The organism is Paraburkholderia caffeinilytica, from assembly GCF_051027425.1.
Taxonomy (GTDB): domain Bacteria; phylum Pseudomonadota; class Gammaproteobacteria; order Burkholderiales; family Burkholderiaceae; genus Paraburkholderia; species Paraburkholderia caffeinilytica_A.
In genome coordinates, this window is the sequence record NZ_CP186553.1 from 1,279,394 (window position 1) to 1,300,663 (window position 21,270).

Sequence of the window (21,270 nt, forward strand, 5' to 3'; positions counted from 1 at the left end):
GGATTGAAATGCGCGATTCAATGGATGAGAGGCGGAGTGGGGCTAAGGTGCGTCTAACTGACCGCGTCTAGCCGACCCCGTCAAAGTCCGAGAAAAGCCTTCACTGCCGGCAAGCCGTCTTTACCGTCATAAGTCTTCACGCCCGCGAGCCACGCATCCAATACCTGCGGGTTCTTCTTCAGATACGCTTTGGCGGCATCGGCAGGCTTTTCCTTGTTCATCACCGACTGCATCACCACGTTCTCCAGTTGCGTCGAGAAGCGCAGGTTGCTGACGAGCTTGCCGGCGTTCGGGCAACGCGTCAGAAAGTCGGGGGACGTCAGCGTATAAACGCGTGCTTCGCCATCGTTCGGACCGAATACGCCGTCACTGCCGGTGAGATATTTCATGTCGATCTGGATATTCATCGGATGCGGTTCCCAGCCGAGAAACACCACCCATTTCTTCTCGCGAATCGCGCGATCCACCGAAACCAGCATGCCCGCTTCACTCGATTCGATCAGCTTGAAACCGCCGAGGCCGAACTGATTGCTGGCGATCATTTTCTGAATCGCGGCGTTCGCACTGCTGCCGGGTTCGATGCCGTAGATCTTGCCGTCGAGTTGATCGCGGTGTTTCGCGATGTCGGCGAAAGTCTTGAGGCCCGCGTCGTATTCGTAACTCGGCACCGCGAAGGTCGCCTTGGCGCCGGTCAGGTTAGGCGGTTGCAGCACCTGGATCGATTTCGACTCGACGAACGGCGCAATCGCTTTCTCCTGCACGGGCCACCAGTAGCCGAGCGACACGTCGAGCTGTTTGCTTCTCAGGCCCGCGAACGAAATCGGTACCGAGGCGACTGTCGTAACCGGCTGATAGCCGAGTCCCTCGAATACGGTCGACGCAAGCGCCGTGGTCGACGTGATGTCCGTCCAGCCGATGTCGGCGAAATGCACCGCGCGGCACGCGGCGGGATCCTGCGCAAACGCCGGCGCCGCAGCAACGGCGGCCGCCATACAGGCGAGATGGGCAAGCAAGGCTTTGACGCGTAACTTCATGACGTTCCCCCTTCGGACATGTTAGACAGCGTGTTTCGAACCGGACCGCGATGAGAAAAACACCGCGGCCCCCGGACCTGCGCGCTACGGTTTGAATAGTGTTCGGGCAATGCTCGAGTCGGGCTTGATCAGCACGAGTGACGTAACGTTAATGCCCCATATTCCTGCCAAAGCGACCGCCTGCGACCCGTTCTTGCTCCTACGCGACAGCGAGGGAAAACCAGCATCGTTCGTCATTGCGGTGCAGCATCGATTGCGCGGTGATTTTTGGAGCGCCTTGCCGGCTCGCGCGCTGCTTGCTACGCTCGCCCGGAATCCCGCGTCCGCTAGCGGTTTGTGTCCCCGATCGAGTCTGCACAAGATGCCCGAAGATATATCGTTCCTGCTGCTGCCCGGCTTCTCGGCGATCGGTTTCATGTCGGCGGTCGAGCCGTTGCGCGTGGCGAACCGCTTTCGTGGCGATCTCTACCGCTGGCGCATTCTGAGTCTCGACGGTGCGCCGGTCGCGGCCAGCAACGGCATTTCGATCAATGCAGAGGCGGCCATTGTCGACGTTCGCGAAGCGCAGACGGTATTCGTCGTTGCGGGTTTCGAGCCGCTCGCCTGCTATACGCGTGAGCTCGGCGATTGCCTGAAGCGGCTCGAGCGCGCCGGCGCGACGCTCGGCGGCATCGACACGGGCAGCTTCATTCTCGCGGAAGCGGGGCTGCTCGGCGGCTCGGATAGCGTGACCGTGCATTGGGAAGCGCTGTCGGCGTTCCGCGAGCGCTATGCCTCGTTGAACGCAAGCCAGGAGCTGTTCGAAATCGGCGCGCGGCGGATCACGTGCGCGGGCGGCACGGCATCGATCGACATGATGCTCGACCTGATTGGCCGCAAGCACGGCGCAGCGTTGGCCTCGGCGGTATCGGAGCAGTTCGTCGTGAGCCGGATCCGTCAGCGTTCGGACCATCAGCGCATGGAAATTGCGGCGCGCTACGGCGTGCACAACCGCAAGCTGATTCAGGTGATCGGCGCAATGGAACAGCATATGGAAGAGCCGCTGACGCCTGACCAGCTCGCCGGGGAGATCAGCGTGACGCGGCGGCAGCTGGAGCGGTTATTCTGCGCGTCGCTGAAGGACACCCCGACGCATTTCTATCTGCAACTGCGCCTCACCCGGGCGCGCGAGCTGCTGCAACAAACCGATATGTCGATCACATCGATTTGCGTTGCATGCGGGTTCGAGTCTCCTTCGCATTTTTCACGGACGTATCGCGTGCGGTTCGGCGTGAGTCCGAGGGGCGACCGGCAGGTGACGGGCGGCAGAAATGGCGGCGATTGTGTCGTATCTAGCAACAGTGAATTTGTTAATTAGGGGTTTACCCTAGGTCGACTGACTCCTAGACTGTATCTACTGGCTGCAAACAAACAGGTTTGCAGCACGGCAAAAAACAATCTCTGGAGGTAGTCGTCATGAAATCCCTGATCGAAGCTGCTGTTATCGCTGCACTTATCACCGCGCCGCTTGCTGCTTTTGCCCAATCCAACCAGCCGGTAACCCGCGCCCAGGTGCGTGCGGAACTGATCCAACTGGAAAAGGCAGGTTACAACCCGGCGACTGCTAATACCGACGATTATCCGGCGAACATTCAGGCTGCTGAGGCACGTGTCGCGGCACAAAACGGCAGTGCTCAAACTAGCGGTTACGGAACGGCTACGAATGGCTCGTCGCAAGCAGGTAGCCGCACTGACGTCACGCCGAGCTCTTATTCGGCTCCGGTCGTCAACGTCGGTCATTAATGGCTGCGGCGCGAACAGTTGTGTCGCGCCGGCTTGATTGGCAATAACGCGCAGCAGGCCTGCTTTCATTGCAAAGTGGAAGGCCGCTGCGCGATCTGGCTTTAAGCGACGCAATTGCCGCTTGTAGTGTCAGGCGGGCTCGTACAGGCGCCTAGTTCTGAACGGCAGTCAATTGCCGGAGCTGCTCCAGCAACTTCACCGCCGGACTCGGCAAAATCCCCTGACGGCGCCGAAATGCCGTCAACGTGCGGCGTGCGACCAAACCCGGAATGGGCAGCGTATCGAACACGCCGGCTGCGCTTTCGGTGTCGTACATCGGCGTAGCCATCCAGCTCAGAAATCCCGCGCGTGTCACCAGACTTTTCAGTACCGTGATCGAGCGCGTTTCGACGGCGATCGGCGGCATGCCGAGCCCATGCTCGGCGAACACGTGCTGCATATGCTCGAATGGACCTGTGCCTCGCGGCGGCACACACCACTGCTGATCGAGCGTGTCGGCAAGCGATAAATCTGTTTTGCTTCGCAGCGGATGATCGAGCGCGGCGACCACGTAGCTCGTGTCTTCCCACCTGCAATCGGCGATCGCGGTAATCTCGTCCGTATCCGGCACGGCCATGCTGAGCGCGAGGTCGATCTCGTGTTTCATCAGGCTATCCGCAAGCCGGTCCCATACCCCTTCCATGATCTCCACCCGCAGATTCGGCCAGCGTGCGAGCACGCCGCTCACCGCGAGCGGCAGCACGAGCGTCGCGATGCTCGCCACCGCGCCGACGCGGATCGTCCCTTTCGCGAGGCCACGCATCGCGTCGATTTCCTCGCGTGCGTGATCGGCTTCGCGTTGCAGCAGCGTGGCGTGCGGCAGCAGCGCGCTGCCGATCGCAGTAAGCTGCATACCCTTCGAGTGACGTTCGAACAGCGGCGCGCCGACCTGATCCTCGAGCCGCTTGATGGTGCGGCTCAGCGCGGGCTGCGTGACGTGCAGCACCTCTGCGGCGCGGCCCAGGCTGCCGCTCGCGACGATGGTTGCGAAGGCGTGCAATTGCTGAAGATTGAAAGTCATGCGCAAAAGTAATGCCTTTTCCTGGAAAAGGCAATTTTCAATCAATGTCGGGGTTCTGATAATGAGTCGTTAAGAGACGGTGTTCATTGACAGCGTTGCATGGGATCGGAGTAGCGCGCTAAAGCGCCAACTCCGATCGACAGCTAAAGCGCGAACTCCGATCGACCGCCTTGCATGGGACCAGAGTAAGCGCTAAAGCGCTAACTCCGATCGACAGGAGACAAGTATGACCAGTAACACCCCCCGTTCAGACGTATCGGGACTCTCTCAACCCGCACCGTTCACCGTGCGCCACGCCGTGATCGATTTCATGCGGCGCGTCGGTATGACTTCGGTGTTCGCCAACCCGGGGTCGACGGAATTGCCGTTGTTCCGCGATTTCCCGCAAGATTTCCGTTACGTGCTCGGCTTGCAGGAAGCGACCGTGGTCGGCATGGCCGACGGTTATGCGCAGGCTACCCGCAATGCTTCGTTCGTCAATCTGCACTCGGCGGCGGGTGTGGGCAATGCGATGGGCAATATCTTCACCGCGTTCCGCAATCGCACGCCGATCGTAATCACTGCAGGCCAGCAGGCCCGCTCGATTCTGCCGTTCGACCCGTTCCTCGGGTCCACTCAAGCCACTGAATTACCGAAGCCGTACGTCAAATGGAGCATCGAACCGGCGCGCGCCGAAGACGTGCCGCTGGCGATCGCGCGCGCGTATCACGTCGCGATGCAGGAGCCACGTGGGCCGGTGCTGGTGTCGATTCCCGTCGACGATTGGGACCGCGCGGCCGAACCGGTGCCGGCACGCGTAGTCAGTACCGGGACGCGGCCGGAACCGTTCGTGCTGGAGCAGATTGGCGCGGCGCTCGATGCCTGCGAACGGCCGGCTTTCGTGGTGGGCGGTGCGGTAGACCGCGCCGGCGGCTGGGACGAAGTCGTGCGTCTCGCCGAACGCCATAACGCCCGCGTATTCGTTGCGCCGATGACCGGCCGCTGCGCGTTCCCCGAAGACCATCGCCTGTTCGCCGGTTTTTTGCCGGCCATGCGCGAGAGGATTGTCGAGCTGCTCGGCGGCCATGACCTGATCTTTGTTATCGGCGCGCCGGCCTTCACGTATCACGTGGAAGGTCACGGCCCGCATCTGCCGGCCGGTGCAACGCTATGCCAGTTGATCGACGATCCGGCGATTGCGGCGTGGCTGCCGACCGGCACCGCGGTGGTCGGCAATATTCGCCTCGGCGTGGCCGACCTGCTGACGCGGCCCGCGCCGAAGACGCGTCCGTTGCCCGCACCACGTGCGGCACGTCCGCGCGCGGAACCGTCGCCGGTGATGTCGGTGGAGTTCGCGTTGCAGACCCTCGCTGACGTGCGCAATGCGGACGATATCGTGGTCGAGGAAGCACCGAGCTCGCGGCCTGCGATGCAGAACTATTTGCCGTTCACGCGTAGCGGCACGTTCTACACGATGGACAGCGGCGGCCTCGGTTATGGCATGCCGGCTGCCGTCGGCGTGGCATTGGCGAAACCCGGCACGCGCGTGATCGGTCTGATCGGCGACGGCTCCAGCATGTATTCGATCCAGGCCATCTATAGCGCCGTGCAGATGAAACTGCCGATCACCTTCGTGATCCTGAACAATTCCCGCTATGCCGCGTTGCAGGACTTTGCGCCGGAATTCGGTTTCGGTCCGGCCGATCCTGTGCAAGGCACCGATCTGCCGGGACTCGACTTTGTGGCGCTTGCTGCGGGCATGGGTTGCCATGGCACGCGCGTAACCGATGCCGAACGCCTGCGTGACGTTTTGCGCGATGCGTTGGCCTCATCCGGACCGATGCTGGTCGAAGTCGTCGTGGCTTGACCGCGAGCAAGCACGACGCCCGCATTCATAAAATTTTCCGCAGGAGACAAACACGATGCAGAACATTTCAATGCTGATCAACGGCGCAGCCGTGCAGGCGAGCAACGGCGCCACCTTCGAGCGGCGCAATCCACTCGATGGCGAAGTCGCGACGCGTGCCCCTGCGGCAACTGTCGCCGATGCGGTCGCCGCCGCCGATGCCGCGGCTGCGGCGTTTCCGGCATGGTCCGCGATGGGGCCGGGCGAGCGCCGCGCACTGCTGATGAAGGCGGCGCATGCGTTGGAAGCGCGCAGCGCTGCGTTCGCCGCGGTGATGGCGGCGGAGACGGGCGCGTCGGCGATGTGGGCGGGATTCAACGTGCATCTCGCGGCCGGCGGCTTGATGGAGGCTGCGGCGCTCACTACGCAGATCGGCGGCGAGCTGATTCCATCCGACGTGCCCGGCAGTCTCGCCATGGGTGTGCGTCAACCGGCGGGTGTCGTGCTTGGCATCGCGCCGTGGAATGCGCCGGTGATTCTCGCGGTGCGTGCCATTGCGTTGCCGCTCGCGTGCGGCAATACGGTCGTGCTGAAGGGTTCGGAGATTTGCCCCGGCACGCATGGCCTGATTATCGAAGTCCTGCAGGAAGCGGGATTGCCGAAGGGCGTGGTGAACTTCATCACCAACGCACCGGCCGATGCCGGCGCGGTTGTCGAAGCGCTGATCGCGCATCCGAAAGTCCGGCGAGTCAACTTCACCGGCTCCACGCATGTCGGCAAGATCATCGCGGCCGCCTGTGCGCGCTATCTGAAGCCGTCTGTGCTGGAGCTCGGCGGAAAGGCGCCGTTGATCGTACTCGACGACGCGGATCTCGATGCAGCCGTCAACGCCGCTGCGTTCGGCGCGTTCGCCAACTCGGGGCAGATCTGCATGTCGACGGAGCGGATCATCGTCGACGAACGGATTGCTGATGCGTTCGTTGCAAAGCTCGCGCAGAAAGCGCGCGGCCTGCCGCTTGGCGACCCGCGCAAAGGGCCGGTGGTGTTGGGATCGGTCGTCGACATGAGCACGGTGGAACGCTGCAATGCGCTGATCGACGACGCGCTGGCCAAAGGCGCCACGCTCATCTGCGGCGGCAAGGCGGATAGCACTTTAATGCCTGCGACGCTGCTCGATCACGTCACGCCCGCCATGCGCATTTATGGCGATGAATCGTTCGGGCCCGTGAAGGGCATCGTGCGCGTCAACGGCGAAGACGAAGCGGTTGCCTGTGCGAACGACAACGAATATGGGCTTTCGTCGGCTGTGTTCAGCCGCGATGTGGCGCGCGCGATGAATGTCGCAAGGCGCATCGAGTCGGGCATCTGTCATGTCAACGGACCGACTGTTCACGACGAAGCGCAAATGCCGTTTGGCGGTGTGAAAGGCAGCGGCTTTGGACGCTTCGGCGGCCAGGCGGGAATTGCCGAGTTTACGGATTTGCGCTGGATTACCGTGCAGACCACGCCACGTCATTACCCGTTCTGAAAGGGCGATTGTCGTTCCGATTGCGGTGCATTGCAGTGCGCCGATTCAGTGTAGAGACAAGCGCGTCGTGAAAGCCATGCCTGCATGTCATGGCTTTTGCGCGAAATGGCAATGTCAAAAGCCGGTCGCTCGCTCACATACTGACCCACAAGCATGACCCACAAGCGTGACCCAAAAGCGCGACGTTCAGATCGCGCACACAAATCAGGAGACAGCTACATGACCAGTTATGTACCACCGGCCGGCCCGGCCAGTGCGGCAACCGGTGCGGCCGGCGCGCCGCTCGCCGGCCATCAGGCGGGAATCGAGGAGGGGCGTCACGCGGTCGACATTGGCCGCACGCTCGACGAAGGCCCTTACACCACCATGCAGAAGATCGTGGTGTTTCTCGCGGCGTTGTCGATTGTTCTGGACGGCTTCGATAGTCAGTTGATCGGTTTTGCGATTCCCGTGCTGATCAAGGAGTGGGGCGTCACGCGCGCGGCTTTTGCTCCGGTCGTCGCAGCCGGTTTGATCGGCATGGGTATAGGCAGCGCGTGTGCCGGGCTGCTGGCCGATCGCTTTGGCCGCCGCTGGGCGGTGATCGGCAGCGTGCTGGTGTTCGGCGCCGCTACGTGCGGCATCAGCTTCGCCCCCGACGTTGTGACGATTGCCATGCTGCGCTTTGTCGCTGGTCTCGGTATTGGCGGCGCGTTGCCGAGCTCGACGACCATGACCGCGGAGTTCACGCCGGCTCGCCGCCGCACGTTGGCCGTCACCGCGACAATCGTGTGTGTGCCGCTCGGCGGTATGGTGGCCGGATTGTTCGCGCATGAAATTCTGCCGACGTATGGCTGGCGAGGGCTGTTCCTGATCGGCGGCGTGTTGCCGTTGGCACTTGCGGTGTTGCTGCTCTTCACCTTGCCCGAGTCGCCGCGCTTTCTCGCCCGGCAGCCGCAGCGCTGGCCGGAACTCAAGCGCCTGCTTGCCCGTATGTCGCGCCCTGTGGCAAGCGGCTGTGTCTTTACCGACGTTCGCGAACAGGCCGCTGAAAAACATAGCGGTTTTACCGCACTGTTCCGCGAGGGACTGGCACTCGATACGGTGGCGATCTGGTGCGCGTTCTGCATGTGCCTGCTGGCCGTCTACAGCGCTTTTAGCTGGCTGCCGACGATGCTGAGCACACAAGGCTTGTCGGTCTCGGTGGCGGGTTCGGGACTCACCGCATACAACCTGGGCGGCGTGGTCGGCGCGTTGCTGTGCGCGATCGTGATCGCCCGCACCGGTTCGCGCTGGCCGTTGATTCTCTGCAGCGCGGGCGGCGCGGCGAGCGCGTTGCTGCTGCTCGGCGTGAACATCTCCGACCACACCGGCTTGCTGATTTTCGGTCTCGGCGTGCATGGCCTGTTCGTCAACGCGGTTCAGTCGACCATGTTTGCGTTGTGCGCTTACGTCTATCCGACTCGCGTGCGCGCAACCGGCACGGCATCGGCGCTCGCATTCGGCCGCCTCGGTGCGATTGCCAGCGCGTTCGCGGGCGCCGTGGTGATTACGGCGGGTGGCGCATCGTCGTACCTGTGGATGCTCGGGATCGCGATGCTCATCGTGATGCTCGCGCTGATGGTGGTTAAGCGCCATATTCCGAAGCCGGGCGTTTGAGGGCGCAATGTCCTGAATCGCGGCGATCGGGCGTGACACGCGGATCGCCGTTATCTGAAGCAACCAGTCTTTAACGTATCGGGCGGCTTGAATAGCGGTCGGTATCGTCACGTCTGTAATTAGTATGGCTACATAAAAACGCTGCGTGTGAGAGGCATCGGGATCGGTACGCACTCACGCAAAGCACTAATCCAGGAGACACGGAGACAATGAAATACAAACTCGCTTTAGGCAGTATGTTGCTCGGAATCAGCGCCTCGTCGTTTGCGCAGAGCAGCGTGACGTTGTACGGGATCATCGATACCGGCATCGAACTGGTGACGCATTCGAATGCAGCGGGCGATAGCCTAGTACGCATGCCGGGCGTCACCGGCGAATTTCCGTCGCGCTGGGGGATTCGCGGCAAAGAAGGATTGGGTAGCGGGTTGTCAGCGGTATTCGTGCTGGAAAGCGGCTTTAACACAAGGGGCGGCACCCTCAACCAGGGTGGCCGGCTGTTTGGGCGGCAAGCCTACGTGGGTATCGAGAGTCCGTACGGCACATTGACGTTCGGCCGCCAGTACACGATGACGTACTGGGCGATACTCGATTCCGATCTGCTCGGCCCGGACATTTACGGTGGCACCGGGTCGTTCGATCAGTACATGCCGAGCGCGCGCAGCGACAATACGATTGCATACAAGGGCACGTTGTCGGGTTTCACGTTCGGCGCGACCTATTCCTTCGGACGCGATTCCGCGGGTACGGGCAATTCACCGGGGCAGGGCACCTGCGTGGGGTCGATTCCCGGCAGTTCGCAGAGTTGCCGCGAATGGTCGGCGATGTTGCGCTATGACATGAACGGCTACGGCGTGGCGAGCGCGTACGACGAACAACGTGGCGGCCCGGGCGCGGCGGCGAATCTGTACGATGGCACGGCGCCTTTTGCATTGACGCAGTCCGGCGACAAGGACGTGCGGATGCAGTTGAACGGCTACGGACATATCGGGCCGGTAAAACTCGGGGCGGGCTGGCTTGGCCGTCACGTCGAAACGGTGTCGCCGGCGCTGCCGGATGTGCGTTCGAATCTGTACTACGTCACCGCAGCGTATAACGTGACGCCTGCGTTCATCCTGGATGGCGGTGTGTATCGCATCATCAATCGTGCCGACGACACTCGCGGCACAATCGCCGCGCTACGCACTACGTATCTGTTGTCGAAACAGTCAGCGGTTTACCTGCAAGGCGCGTATCTGTTCAATAGCCCGCATGCCGCTTATACGGTGAGCCAGGGCGGCGGTGGCACGACGCCGGCGCCGGGCATCGGGCAGCTTGGTGTGATGGCGGGCATTCGCCACTCGTTCTGAACGATGCACTGACAATGCGGTGACCACGCGCAAGATAAAACGGCCACGTCGAAATGTCCGACGTGGCCGTTTTTTGCATCAGATACCGCCGACGCACATGTACTTGATGACAACGTAATCGTCGATACCGTAGTGCGACCCCTCGCGGCCGAGACCGGATTGCTTGACGCCGCCGAACGGCGCGACTTCGTTGGAGATCAGCCCGGTGTTGATGCCGACCATGCCATATTCGAGCGCTTCGGCGACACGCCAGACGCGGCCGATGTCGCGGCTATAGAAATACGACGCGAGGCCGAATTCCGTATCGTTGGCGAGGCGGATCACTTCTTCATCCGACGAGAAACGGAACAGCGGCGCGAGTGGCCCGAAGGTTTCGTCGCGTGCGACTTTCATGGCGGGCGTGACGTCCGCGAGCACGGTCGGCTCGAAGAAGCCGTGACCGAGCGCATGGCGCTTGCCGCCGGTGACGATGCGTGCGCCTTTGGCGAGGGCGTCTTCGATATGCGATTCGACCTTGAGCACGGCGGCTTCGTTGATCAACGGACCTTGCGTGACACCGTCTTCGGTGCCGCGACCCACCTTGAGCTGTTCGACGGCCACTCGCAGTTTTTCGGCGAATGCATCGTAGACTTTGTCGTGCACGTAAAAGCGATTCGTGCAGACGCAGGTCTGGCCGCTATTGCGATATTTCGACGCGATGGCGCCTGCGACGGCTGCGTCCAGATCCGCGTCTTCGAAGACGATGAACGGTGCGTTGCCGCCGAGTTCGAGCGACACCTTTTTGACCGTCGGCGCGCATTGCGCCATGAGCAAGCGGCCGACCGGCGTCGAGCCCGTGAAGGACAATTTACGCACGATCGGATTGCCGGTCATTTCCGCACCGATGGCTTTCGGCTCACCGGTGACGACGTTGAACACGCCGCGCGGCACGCCGGCGCGTTCGGCCAGCACGGCGAGGGCGAGTGCCGACAGCGGTGTGGCTTCGGCCGGTTTGACGATGATCGGGCAACCGGCGGCGAGGGCGGGCCCCACTTTGCGCGTGATCATGGCTGCCGGGAAATTCCACGGCGTGATGGCTGCGCAGACACCGATCGGTTCTTTCGTCACGACAATGCGTTTGTCGCCTGCCGGCGTGGGGATGGTGTCGCCGTTGACGCGTTTGCCTTCTTCTGCGAACCATTCCAGGAACGAAGCGGCGTACAAGATTTCGCCTTTGGCTTCGGCGAGGGGTTTGCCTTGTTCGGTGGTCAGGATTGTGGCCAGATCGTCGGCGTTTTCCAGCATGAGGTCATGCCATTTGCGCAGGATCGTGGCGCGGTGTTTTGCGGTGGTGGCTCGCCATGCCGGCCATGCGGCGTTTGCTGTGTCGATTGCGCGGCGGGTTTCGGTTGTGCCCATGCGGGGCACGGTGGCGATTGTTTCGCCTGTGGCGGGGTTTTTTACTTCGAATGTTGCGTTGTCGTCGGCGGATTGCCATTCGCCTGCTATGTAGGAATTTGTTTTTAGGAGGGTGGGGTCTTTTAGGGTTGGTGTTGGCATTTGGGGGGCTCCTGGGGGTTTGGATTTGAGGGTTTTTTTGCCTGCGCGGCGCTTTGTTTGTCTGTTTGCCTACGGCGTTGGACCTTTGCTTGATCTGGTTGTTTTGGTCTTTGGGTTTTTCCTTGATCTGGATTCTTTGGGCGTTGGCCTTTCCTTGAATTCTTATTGGTTTATTAGCGTCGCCCCTGTGCGGGGCGGGCACCTACTTTTCTTTGCATGCCGCAAAGAAAAGTAGGCAAAAGAAAGCGGCTCACACCGCCAGCTTATAAGCGGGTCCCCCGCGCAGTCGCGGTAGTGGTGCATCTGGAATCTGTGTTCTCGCACATTCAACCTCGGTGACAAGGCTGTCATACTTCCGGCGGCGCTGCGCGCGCCGAAACGTACCTCTTAAAACCATCCACCGCAGCTCGACTCTTGCGTTTTGCTCAGGTCCGTAGCTCATCATCGCTACTGCTACTGCTACTGCTACTGCTACTGCTACTGCTACTGCTACTGCTACTGCTACTGCTGGTGCTACTGCCGGTGCAACACACCGACATTTCATCCGAAGCGGGGGCATCTGTAAGTGCGCGGGTGCTTCGCCGAGGCGAAGCCGATGGCTCCCGCTAAACCAAAACGAAGCTTCTGGTTTCCCATGCAGACCCATCCGCGACGCGCGCAGTGCGGAGTGGGAACTGATGAGTGCTTTGTCACTAGCGCCGAATGTGCGAGAGCACGGATTCCAGATGCACCACTACCGCGACTGCGCGGGGGCCCCGCTTAAGAGTTAGCGGTGTGAGCCGCTTTCTTTTGCCTACTTTTCTTTGCGGCAAGCAAAGAAAAGTAGGTGCCTGCCCCGCACAGGGGCGACGCTAATAAACCAATAAGAATTCAAGGAAAGGCCAAGAACCAAAAAACCAAGGCCCAAAGAATCCAGATCAAGGAAAAACCCAAACCCCAAAGCAGCCAGATCAAGCAAAGGCCAACGCCGTAGGCAAACAGACGAACAAGCGCCGCCCCGGCAACCAACTCAAGTAAAAGGCCCGCGCCGCAGGCATACAAAAAAAACCGCTCCGCAGGCCAAAAAACTATCAAACAGCTACAACAACACTTTCCTTCAGCACAGCTTCCAGAATCCCCATAGCCTCATCAAAGACAGAGTCTTGAATAGTGAGCGGAAAAAGAAACCGAACCACATTCGAATAAACACCACACACCAGCAACAACAACCCGCGCTCAAGCGCCCGAGCCTGCACCCGCTTGGTAAAGTCAGCATCCGGCTCAGTCCCACCCGCCTTGCAAAACTCAACAGCAACCATCCCGCCCGGACCGCGCACATCGGCGATCTGCGGAACTTCGCTCTGAAGCGCGATCAGCTTCGCCTTCACACGATCGCCCAAAACGGTAGCCCGCTCGCAGAGCTTTTCTTCGTCGATGATATCGAGCACAGCATGCGCGGAAGCAACCGCCAGCGGGTTACCGGCATAAGTGCCACCCAGACCGCCAGGTGCAGCCGCGTCCATCAAATCAGCACGTCCGACCACGCCCGACAACGGCATGCCGCCCGCCAGGCTCTTGGCCATCGTCATCAGATCAGGCACCACGTCATAGTGATGCATTGCAAACAACTTGCCGGTACGGGCAAAACCCGTCTGCACTTCGTCGGCAATCAGCAAGATGCCATGCTCATTGCACAGCTTGCGCAAGGCGCGGACGAACTCGGCCGGCGCCGGGTAGAAACCGCCTTCACCCTGAACCGGTTCGAAAATAATCGCCGCGACGCGCTTCGGATCGATGTCGGCCTTGAACAGATACTCGATCGCCTTCAGCGAATCGGCCGTCGTCACGCCGTGCAGCGGATTCGGGAACGGGGCATGGAACACGTCCGCCAGGAACGGACCAAAGCCGATCTTGTAAGGCGCAACCTTGCCGGTCAGCGCCATGCCCATCATCGTGCGGCCATGGAAGCCGCCGGTGAACGCGATCACGCCCGGACGGCCAGTCGCGGCGCGCGCAATCTTGATTGCATTTTCAACGGCTTCGGCGCCGGTCGTGAAGAAAGCGGTTTTCTTCGGATAGTCGCCAGGCGTGCGCGCGTTGATCTTCTCGGCCAGTTCGACGTACGACGCGTACGGCACGATCTGATACGCCGTGTGCGTGAAATGATCGAGCTGGTCGCGGATCGCAGCCAGAATCTTCGGATGACGGTGGCCCGTGTTGCACACGGCAATGCCGGCGGCGAAATCGATGAAACGACGGCCTTCGACGTCCCACAATTCGGCGTTTTCAGCGCGCTCGGCGTAGAAATCGCACATCACTCCGACGCCGCGCGGCGTGGCGGCGTCTTTGCGGCTCTTCAGGTCAGCATTCTTCATGGTTATCTCCTTCGCTCCTCGGTTTTGCGGGGGTGCCGCCAACGGACGCCGCACGCTCAGCGCAGCACATGCAGCGACTATAATAAGATTTGGCTCTTAAATTCAGAGCCATTTCAATAAAAATGTAGGAGCCAATCATGCGCACGAGCGTTTTGTCCGACTGGCTGGCGCAGCGCCTCGATCGTGGCAACGGCCAGCCGATCTATCGTCAGCTGCACCGGCTGTTGCAGCAGGCGATCCTGTCGCGCGAATTGCCGGCGGGCAGCAAGGTGCCGTCGTCGCGTTTGCTGGCGCAGGAATTGGGCATTGGACGTAATACCGTTACGCAGGTGTACGAGCAGTTGGTGCTCGAAGGCTACGTGAATTCGGCGACCGGCCGCGGTACCTTCGTCGCCGAAAGCGCGCCGGACGAGATCGTCGGCGTGCCCGACGCCGAAGCGCCGGCCGTGCCGCTCGAATCGTTACCGCCGCCGTTGCAAGCCAGTCGCGCGTTGTCGACGCGGGGCGCGCGACTCATCGCGGGGGCTGGCGTGTCGAAACGGCAATGGGGCGCGTTTATGCCCGGGGTGCCGGATGTCACGAAGTTTCCGGCGCGCGTGTGGAGCCGCCTGCACAACAAGTATTGGCGCCGGCTGCGTCCGGACTTGCTGACCTATGCGCCGGGTGGCGGGCTGGCCTCGTTGCGGCACGCGCTGGCCGACTATCTGCGTACTTCGCGCTCGGTGCGATGCGCGCCCGAGCAGATCATCATCACGACCGGGATTCACCAGTCCGTCGACCTGGCGGTGCGTCTGCTGTCCGATCCGGGCGATCTGATCTGGACCGAGGATCCCTGCTATTGGGGCGTGCGCAGCGTGCTGCACGTGTCCGGTCTGCAATCGCGGCCGATCGCCGTCGACGAAGAGGGCATCAATCCCTCCGCCGACGATCTCGCGCAGCCGCCGAAGCTGATGCTCGTCACGCCGTCGCATCAATATCCGCTCGGCATGGTGATGAGTCTCGCGCGGCGCCGCATGCTGCTCGAGTACGCGCGGCAGAATCAGTGCTGGATCATCGAGGACGACTACGACAGCGAATACCGCTACGGCAGCCGGCCGTTGGCATCGCTGCAAGGTCTGGATACGTCCGGACAGGTGATTTACGTGGGCAGTTTCGGCAAGACGCTGTTTCCGGGGTTGCGCATCGGTTACCTGGTCGTGCCCGAGGCGCTGGCGGAGAGCTTTGCGACGGCGAGCGCGGAGTTGTATCGGGAAGGGCAGTTATTGCAGCAGGCGATGCTCGCGGAGTTCATCGCGGAAGGGCATTTCACGTCGCATATCCGCAAGATGCGCACGCTGTACGGGCAGCGTCGCCAGACTTTGCTGGATGCCGCCGCGCACCGCTATGGCGATGCGTTGCCGGCCGTGGGCGGCGATGCCGGTCTGCATCTGGTGATGCAGTTGCCTGAAGGTAGCGATGACCGCGCGGTAGCGGCTGCGGCGCTGGCGCGCAATATCGTCGTACGGCCGTTGTCGGGGTATTACGCGCAACCGTCGCTGGCGCCGTCGGGTTTGCTGATCGGCTATGCGTGTGTGCCGGACGAGGAGATCGCGCCGGCATTCAATACGTTGGCCGAGGCGATCGATGCGACGCTTGTGGCGTTGGCGTGAGGGCGAGTCTGGCTGCTTTATAGCGTCAACTTGACCTCAACACGTCTTTAACGTGGTGTCAGCGCGCCTCAAATCCGGATCAACACCGCCCCCAACGTCACCAGCGCGCATGCCGCGATACGCCGTGCCGTCAGCTTCTCCTCGATGAACAGCCAGCCGATCAGCACCGCAAAGATCGAACTCAGCTCGCGCAGCGCGGAGACCATCGCGATCGGCAGATAGCGGTAGGCCTCGATAATCAGACAATACGCGGTGAGCGCGAGCGCACCGGACGCGATGCCTTTGAACACCACCGTGCGACCGATGAACAACCTATCGTCGTGCGAGCGCGTTTCGACAATACTCTATGGGATAGCAACGGCGACGCCGGCACGAAGACCATACCGGCGCATGGAGACTAGCGTGGAAGACTATGAGGGGTTCTTCGACAAGCTCAGCGAGGCGCTCAATGATGCTTTGACGCCTCGCCAGCTTCGAGCCAGACCTTCAATTCCGGACCCCGTCGCGCAGAATCCGGCGGCGTTACGTCACGCGTTCGCGCAGCCACGCGGACGCCAGATCGATCACCGTCACGACCACGATCACCATGATCATCACCGCGGCCGTCTGCGCGTAATTGAACGAGCGGATCGCTTCGTACAGCACCACGCCAATTCCACCCGCGCCCACCATGCCGACCACCATCGCCGAGCGCACGTTCGATTCGAAGCGATATAACGCGTACGAGATCCACAAAGGCAGCACTTGCGGCAGCACGCCGTAGATGATTTCGTCGAGACTGGTTGCGCCGGTGGCGCGTACGCCTTCGGCCGGACGCGGATCGATGGCTTCGACAGCTTCGGCAAAGAGCTTGGCGAGCACGCCGGTGGTGTGCACCCACAACGCCAGTACGCCGGCGAACGGACCGAGTCCCACTGCAACGATGAACAGCATCGCGAAGACCATTTCATTGATTGCGCGGCACGCGTCCATCATGCGGCGCATCGGCTGAACGATCCACATCGGCGCCATGTTGTGTGCCGACATCAGCCCACATGGCACCGCGCACACCAGCGAGAGGGCGGTGCCCCACACCGCCACCGACAGCGTCACATACATCTCATGCAAATAGCTGCGCCATTCGGTGAAGTCCGGCGGGAAGAAGTCCTTGGCGAACTGCCCCATGTTGCCGGAATCGGAGAGCAGATCCAGCGGACGCATATCGGCGCCGTGCCATGCGCCGCCCAACATCGCAAGCACGGCGATCCAGCCGACGAGCGACAGCCAACTGCGCTTGCCCGCGGCGGGAGCGGCACGCGCCGTCTGCGCGGCGAGCGCTTCGCTCGCACGCGCTGGCGACGTGATCAGATCAATCGTGTTCATTGCTTGGATACGGCGGCGTTGAGCGCGCTCAGCTTCGCATCGAGTGCGGCCAGCTGGGTCTTGCGGTCGTCGTCGGAAAGATGCGTGTCGCTTTCGATCTTCTGCTTCTGCTGGAACAACGCGACCTGGCGAATCGGCAGCAACTGCGCATCCGACGATGCCGCGAAACCGGCGTAGCCCGTGATGGCAGCCATCACCTGTTTTTCATGCGGATCGGTCTTTCCGTAGTTCAGGAAGAAGGTGCGGATCTTGTCCTTGGTGGCTTGCGGCAGATCCTTGCGCCACACGAGCGGGTCCGACGGAATCAGCGGCGAGGTCCACAGCACGCGTACTTGCGCGAATTTGTCCGGGTGTTGCTGTTTCAGCGTGTCGAGCATCTCGGTGTTGTTGGTCGCGATGTCGATCTTGTTGTTCACCACGGCCAGCAGATTCGCTTCGTGGCTCGACGGCAGCACTGCCTTGAACGAGGTGTTCACCGGCGTGTTGTGCTTGGCGAACAGGTAATAGCCGGGGATCAGCGTGCCCGAGGTGGAGTTCGGATCGCCGAAACCGAGCGTGACGTCCTTGGTATTTTTAAACACGTCGTCGAGTGTCTTGAAGCGGCTGTTCGCATTGGTGATCAGCACCGATTTGTAACCGGTGTCGCCGTTCGCATACAGGACCTTCGCGAACACTTCGCCTTGCGAGCGGTCTACCGCTTCGATCGCCGAGGCATTGCCGAAGTAGCCGATCTGCACCTTGTTAAAGCGCATTCCTTCGATGATGCCGGCGTAGTCGGTAGCGAAGAATGCTTTGACGTTCAGGCCGGTTTGCTTGTTCATGTCGTCGATCAGCGGTTCCCAGCGCTGTTTCAGCACGGAGGACGAATCGGTCGAGATGATGCCGAGGTTGATGTCCTCGGCTTGTGCGGTGGCGACGCAGGCGAATGCCGCCGCGCCGACGGTCAGCGTGATCAATGAACGCAGGAATTTCATCGCTTTTGAGGTCCGGTTGAGTGAACAGAATGAGTGGGCGCGCTCAGTTCGAGTGCGCCGGATTGAGGGCGAACGCATAACGCGTCGAGGTGGGCGCGGCGTCTTGCGCCGGTGCGCCGGTGTCGACGCCGTTAGCGTCGTTGTCCGTATGATCGGCCGCGCCATCAGCGCTGGTTTCGTCGAGCAGTTCGCGGGCGTCGTCGCCGTAGAGTTTCTTGAGCAGAGCGGGGCTCAGCGCGGCGGATGGGCCGTCGTAGACCACCTTGCCACGGCGCAGCGCAACGGTGCGCGGGCAATACTGCATCGCGATGTCGACCTGATGCAGCGACACCAGCACAGTGAGTTGATGATCGACGTTGAGCGTGCGCAGCATTTCCATGACACGGCGCGAGGATTCGGGGTCGAGCGAGGCGATCGGTTCGTCGGCAAGCACGATACGCGCGCGTTGCACCAGTGCCCGCGCCAATGCCGCGCGTTGCTGCTGGCCGCCGGAGAGGTTGGCGGCGCGTTCGCGCGCATGGTCGCCGATGCCGACTTCATTGAGCGCGGCCATCGACAAGGCCCGCTCCGCACTCGGAAAGCTGCCGGTGAGACGGCGCCACAAGGGCAGTCGCGCAAGTGCGCCGATCAGCACGTTGCTCTCCACGGAAAGCCGGTTCACCAGATTGAATTGCTGGAACACGAAACCGATATCGCGGCGAATGCTGCGTACTTCGCGCACGATGCGCCCGTTCTGCTGGATCGGCCGGCCGAGAATCTCGATCTGCGACGGCTGCGCGTCCGAGGCCGTGAAGCCTGCGATATGCCGCAGCAGTGTCGACTTGCCCGAACCCGAAGCGCCGATCAATGCAACCATTTCGCCCGGTTCGACACGCAGATCGATTTCGTCCAGCGCCTTGCGGCCGTTGCTGAACGTCTTGCTCAACCGTTCGATACGGATTGCTTCCCGAATTTCTGCCATAAGTACCCCTTGATGCATCCGGCTATTGCCAGCATGTGTGGGGCTCATTCTAGGAAGCGTCTGTGACGGTTGAGTGAAGGCATCGCAACGTCTAGACGACTATATCTCCATGTGTCTTTTTTGCGTCGCTGGAAAGGCAGATAGAAGTCACCAGTTGGAATAAAAGATGACGCCCGTATGACATGATTTGCATTGAGTGAGGCTGAGCGCGCATGATCGCGCGCAGCCAGGCTATATTGCGTCATCCGGCATGCTGCCCCCAATAACCTTGCAGTTCCTTTCGATGTCGTCATGCAGCCTTTGAGCTTTCTTCCCAACAGTTTTGCGGAGTACGAAGATCTCAGGACGATCCTCGATCAGGGCAGCGCAAGCTTCGAGATCCGCACCGTCTGCGAGACGACGGTGCGTGGCCGGCAGTTCTGCGTGCATACCGCGAGTATCGGTTCGACCGATCCGCTCGCGCCGGCGATCGGGTTTTTTGGCGGCATTCACGGGCTCGAACGGATCGGCTCGCAACTGGTGCTCGATTACATGCGCGCGCTGCTTGCCCGGCTGGAATGGGACGAACTGCTGGTGCGGCAACTGCAATCGATTCGTCTGATCTTTATGCCGATCGTCAACCCGGGCGGCATGTGGGCCGCCACACGCGCCAATCCCAACGGTGTCGATCTGATGCGCAACGCGCCGCAGAATGCCGACGAACGCGTGCCGCTGCTCGCCGGCGGCCAGCGGGTTGGCGCATGGCTGCCCTGGTATCGCGGCCGGCAAGGCGAGCCGATGGAACCGGAGGCCGCGGCGCTCCTGCAGGTGGTCGAAACCGAAATGGCCGCGCGGCCCTTGAGCATCGCGCTCGACTGCCACTCGGGTTACGGCTGGCGGGACAGCATCTGGTTCCCCTACGCGCGCACGCGCAAGCTGATGCCGCATCTGCCGGAAATGTACGTGCTGAAAACCATGTTCGAGCGCGCGCATCCGCATCATGGCTATGCGTTCGAGCCACAGAGCCACCAGTATCTATTGCACGGCGATCTATGGGACTACGCCTACGATCGCACACCGGTGCCCAACGTCTTTCTGCCGATGACGCTCGAGCTCGGTTCATGGCTATGGATCAAGAAGAATCCGCGCCAACTGTTTTCGCGTCAGGGCATGTTCAACCCGGTGAAGGCGCATCGCACCGCACGCGTCTTGCGCCGCCATGCGAATCTGCTCGATTTTCTCGCACGCGCGGCGTTCTCGTCGCAACGCTGGTTGCCGCAAGGCAATCGTCGCGAGCAATTGATGCAAAACGCGATTGATCTCTGGTACAAGCCGGAAGTGTTATGAGCACGTGGATTCTGTTGCGTGGGCTGACGCGCGAAACTCGCCATTGGGGGCGTTTGCCCGGCTTGCTGCGCGAGGCGATCGGAACGGATCGCGTGTTGCTGCTCGATCTGCCCGGCAACGGCGAGTTCGCGAACCTGCGCGCGCCGGCTGCGGTCGAGGATATGGTGGGCTTCGTGCGGATTGCTGCGCTGCAAACCGGAGTAACGGGCCCTTATCGCGTGCTGGCCATGTCGCTTGGCGGCATGGTCGCAACCGACTGGGCACAGCGGCATCCCGGCGAGATCGAGCGGCTCGTGCTGATCAATACCAGCATGCGGCCGTTCAGCCGCATGCACGAGCGCTTGCGGCCGTCCGCATGGCCGGGCCTTCTGGGCGTCGCGGCACACTGGCGCGACGCGCCCCGCGCGGAAAGCGGCATTCATCGGCTGACGTGCAATAACGTCGAAACGCTGGGCGCCGATCTCGATGCATGGAGCGAAATTCGCCGGAGCGCGCCGGTGAGCCGGGGCAACGCGTTACGGCAGCTTCGGGCCGCCGCGCACTTTAGCGCGGCTGTAGAGAAACCGGGTTGCCCGTTGCTGATTCTCTCTTCACGTGCCGACAAGCTGGTTAATCCGGTGTGTTCGGCGAAGCTCGCGGTGGCGTGGGGCGCAACCCATCGCGAGCATCAATGGGCGGGTCACGACCTGCCGCACGACGATCCGGCGTGGACCAGCGAACAGGTTCGCGCGTGGCTGATGCAAGACGCCGGTGCGACGGCGGCCGGGCTCTAGCAGGCGACGGGGCGCAACTGCGCAGCCAGCGGCACGTCGGCCGCCAGCGGGTATAACCTAAGTGGGCTCGCGTATCGTTTTTCTGGCCGGCAGGTGCATAATCCCCGTTCAGACGATGC

General features: G+C 61.7%; 16 protein-coding genes and 1 pseudogene. 9 read left to right on the forward strand and 8 right to left on the reverse strand.

What is annotated here, in order from left to right; genetic code table 11:
* Positions 1-80: 80 nt before the first annotated feature.
* Positions 81-1,034 carry a choline ABC transporter substrate-binding protein gene (locus ACOSV0_RS26245; RefSeq protein WP_434115036.1) on the reverse strand — a complete coding sequence of 318 codons (954 nt, stop codon included), beginning with the start codon at positions 1,032-1,034 and terminating at the stop codon, positions 81-83.
* A gap of 361 nt (positions 1,035-1,395) precedes the next feature.
* Here ACOSV0_RS26245 and ACOSV0_RS26250 point away from each other — a divergent pair, with 361 nt between their 5' ends.
* Complete coding sequence (locus ACOSV0_RS26250) at positions 1,396-2,391, forward strand: GlxA family transcriptional regulator (protein WP_434115038.1); 996 nt, start codon at positions 1,396-1,398, stop codon at positions 2,389-2,391.
* Positions 2,392-2,489: 98 nt separating this feature from the next.
* Complete coding sequence (locus tag ACOSV0_RS26255) at positions 2,490-2,816, forward strand: DUF4148 domain-containing protein (RefSeq protein WP_434115040.1); 327 nt, start codon at positions 2,490-2,492, stop codon at positions 2,814-2,816.
* Between the two features lie 151 nt (positions 2,817-2,967).
* Here ACOSV0_RS26255 and ACOSV0_RS26260 read toward each other — a convergent pair whose 3' ends face one another.
* Positions 2,968-3,876: a LysR family transcriptional regulator gene (locus ACOSV0_RS26260; RefSeq protein ID WP_434115041.1), complete on the reverse strand. Its 909-nt coding sequence runs from the start codon at positions 3,874-3,876 to the stop codon at positions 2,968-2,970.
* A 226-nt stretch (positions 3,877-4,102) separates the two neighbouring features.
* On the opposite strand from ACOSV0_RS26260, the gene mdlC reads away from it, so the two are divergent.
* From mdlC to ACOSV0_RS26280, 4 genes are all read left to right on the forward strand, one after another.
* Positions 4,103-5,722: a benzoylformate decarboxylase gene (gene mdlC, locus ACOSV0_RS26265; protein WP_434115043.1), complete on the forward strand. Its 1,620-nt coding sequence runs from the start codon at positions 4,103-4,105 to the stop codon at positions 5,720-5,722.
* 55 nt (positions 5,723-5,777) lie between these two features.
* Positions 5,778-7,229, forward strand: a complete 1,452-nt coding sequence (locus ACOSV0_RS26270; protein ID WP_434115045.1) for an aldehyde dehydrogenase — start codon at positions 5,778-5,780, stop codon at positions 7,227-7,229.
* A gap of 366 nt (positions 7,230-7,595) precedes the next feature.
* Positions 7,596-8,867, forward strand: a complete 1,272-nt coding sequence (locus ACOSV0_RS26275) for an MFS transporter (protein WP_434116150.1) — start codon at positions 7,596-7,598, stop codon at positions 8,865-8,867.
* Positions 8,868-9,076: 209 nt separating this feature from the next.
* Positions 9,077-10,213 (forward strand): porin, encoded by a 1,137-nt coding sequence (locus tag ACOSV0_RS26280; RefSeq protein ID WP_434115047.1) that lies wholly within the window; start codon positions 9,077-9,079, stop codon positions 10,211-10,213.
* Positions 10,214-10,291: 78 nt separating this feature from the next.
* On the opposite strand, the gene ACOSV0_RS26285 is transcribed toward ACOSV0_RS26280, so the two are convergent.
* Together ACOSV0_RS26285 and ACOSV0_RS26290 are read right to left on the reverse strand one after the other, a co-directional pair.
* A complete protein-coding gene (locus ACOSV0_RS26285) occupies positions 10,292-11,752 on the reverse strand; it encodes an NAD-dependent succinate-semialdehyde dehydrogenase (RefSeq protein WP_434115048.1) in 1,461 nt (486 codons plus the stop codon).
* Between the two features lie 1,070 nt (positions 11,753-12,822).
* On the reverse strand, positions 12,823-14,106 hold the full coding sequence (locus ACOSV0_RS26290) for a 4-aminobutyrate--2-oxoglutarate transaminase (protein ID WP_434115050.1): 1,284 nt from the start codon (positions 14,104-14,106) through the stop codon (positions 12,823-12,825).
* 137 nt (positions 14,107-14,243) lie between these two features.
* Here ACOSV0_RS26290 and ACOSV0_RS26295 point away from each other — a divergent pair, with 137 nt between their 5' ends.
* Complete coding sequence (locus ACOSV0_RS26295) at positions 14,244-15,755, forward strand: PLP-dependent aminotransferase family protein (protein WP_434115052.1); 1,512 nt, start codon at positions 14,244-14,246, stop codon at positions 15,753-15,755.
* A 68-nt stretch (positions 15,756-15,823) separates the two neighbouring features.
* Here ACOSV0_RS26295 and ACOSV0_RS26300 read toward each other — a convergent pair.
* The 4 genes and pseudogenes from ACOSV0_RS26300 to phnC form a co-directional block, all read right to left on the reverse strand.
* Positions 15,824-16,066 (reverse strand): annotated as a pseudogene (locus tag ACOSV0_RS26300) (EamA family transporter); the annotation flags it as partial.
* 211 nt (positions 16,067-16,277) lie between these two features.
* Positions 16,278-17,117 carry a phosphonate ABC transporter, permease protein PhnE gene (gene phnE, locus ACOSV0_RS26305; RefSeq protein ID WP_434115054.1) on the reverse strand — a complete coding sequence of 280 codons (840 nt, stop codon included), beginning with the start codon at positions 17,115-17,117 and terminating at the stop codon, positions 16,278-16,280.
* Positions 17,114-18,091 (reverse strand): phosphonate ABC transporter substrate-binding protein, encoded by a 978-nt coding sequence (gene phnD / locus ACOSV0_RS26310; RefSeq protein WP_434115056.1) that lies wholly within the window; start codon positions 18,089-18,091, stop codon positions 17,114-17,116. The genes phnE and phnD overlap by 4 nt, the downstream gene beginning before the upstream one ends.
* A 43-nt stretch (positions 18,092-18,134) precedes the next feature.
* Positions 18,135-19,052, reverse strand: a complete 918-nt coding sequence (phnC, locus tag ACOSV0_RS26315) for a phosphonate ABC transporter ATP-binding protein (protein ID WP_434115058.1) — start codon at positions 19,050-19,052, stop codon at positions 18,135-18,137.
* 291 nt (positions 19,053-19,343) lie between these two features.
* On the opposite strand from phnC, the gene ACOSV0_RS26320 reads away from it, so the two are divergent.
* Entirely contained in the window at positions 19,344-20,378 is a 1,035-nt protein-coding gene (locus tag ACOSV0_RS26320; protein ID WP_434115059.1) for a M14 family zinc carboxypeptidase, read from the forward strand.
* A complete protein-coding gene (locus ACOSV0_RS26325; RefSeq protein ID WP_434115061.1) occupies positions 20,375-21,151 on the forward strand; it encodes an alpha/beta fold hydrolase in 777 nt (258 codons plus the stop codon). Before ACOSV0_RS26320 ends, ACOSV0_RS26325 begins: the two co-directional genes overlap by 4 nt.
* Positions 21,152-21,270 lie beyond the last annotated feature (119 nt).

Bases quoted from the DNA above. Each gene is read 5' to 3' on its own strand.
- ACOSV0_RS26290 (WP_434115050.1), bottom strand. From the start codon at position 14,106: ATGAAGAATGCTGACCTGAAGAGCCGCAAAGACGCCGCCACGCCGCGC.
- ACOSV0_RS26325 (WP_434115061.1), top strand. From the start codon at position 20,375: ATGAGCACGTGGATTCTGTTGCGTGGGCTGACGCGCGAAACTCGCCAT.
- ACOSV0_RS26270 (WP_434115045.1), top strand. From the start codon at position 5,778: ATGCAGAACATTTCAATGCTGATCAACGGCGCAGCCGTGCAGGCGAGC.
- phnD (WP_434115056.1), bottom strand. From the start codon at position 18,091: ATGAAATTCCTGCGTTCATTGATCACGCTGACCGTCGGCGCGGCGGCA.
- ACOSV0_RS26295 (WP_434115052.1), top strand. From the start codon at position 14,244: ATGCGCACGAGCGTTTTGTCCGACTGGCTGGCGCAGCGCCTCGATCGT.
- ACOSV0_RS26275 (WP_434116150.1), top strand. From the start codon at position 7,596: ATGCAGAAGATCGTGGTGTTTCTCGCGGCGTTGTCGATTGTTCTGGAC.
- ACOSV0_RS26255 (WP_434115040.1), top strand. From the start codon at position 2,490: ATGAAATCCCTGATCGAAGCTGCTGTTATCGCTGCACTTATCACCGCG.
- ACOSV0_RS26260 (WP_434115041.1), bottom strand. From the start codon at position 3,876: ATGACTTTCAATCTTCAGCAATTGCACGCCTTCGCAACCATCGTCGCG.
- phnE (WP_434115054.1), bottom strand. From the start codon at position 17,117: ATGAACACGATTGATCTGATCACGTCGCCAGCGCGTGCGAGCGAAGCG.
- ACOSV0_RS26280 (WP_434115047.1), top strand. From the start codon at position 9,077: ATGAAATACAAACTCGCTTTAGGCAGTATGTTGCTCGGAATCAGCGCC.
- ACOSV0_RS26285 (WP_434115048.1), bottom strand. From the start codon at position 11,752: ATGCCAACACCAACCCTAAAAGACCCCACCCTCCTAAAAACAAATTCC.
- ACOSV0_RS26245 (WP_434115036.1), bottom strand. From the start codon at position 1,034: ATGAAGTTACGCGTCAAAGCCTTGCTTGCCCATCTCGCCTGTATGGCG.
- mdlC (WP_434115043.1), top strand. From the start codon at position 4,103: ATGACCAGTAACACCCCCCGTTCAGACGTATCGGGACTCTCTCAACCC.
- phnC (WP_434115058.1), bottom strand. From the start codon at position 19,052: ATGGCAGAAATTCGGGAAGCAATCCGTATCGAACGGTTGAGCAAGACG.
- ACOSV0_RS26250 (WP_434115038.1), top strand. From the start codon at position 1,396: ATGCCCGAAGATATATCGTTCCTGCTGCTGCCCGGCTTCTCGGCGATC.
- ACOSV0_RS26320 (WP_434115059.1), top strand. From the start codon at position 19,344: ATGCAGCCTTTGAGCTTTCTTCCCAACAGTTTTGCGGAGTACGAAGAT.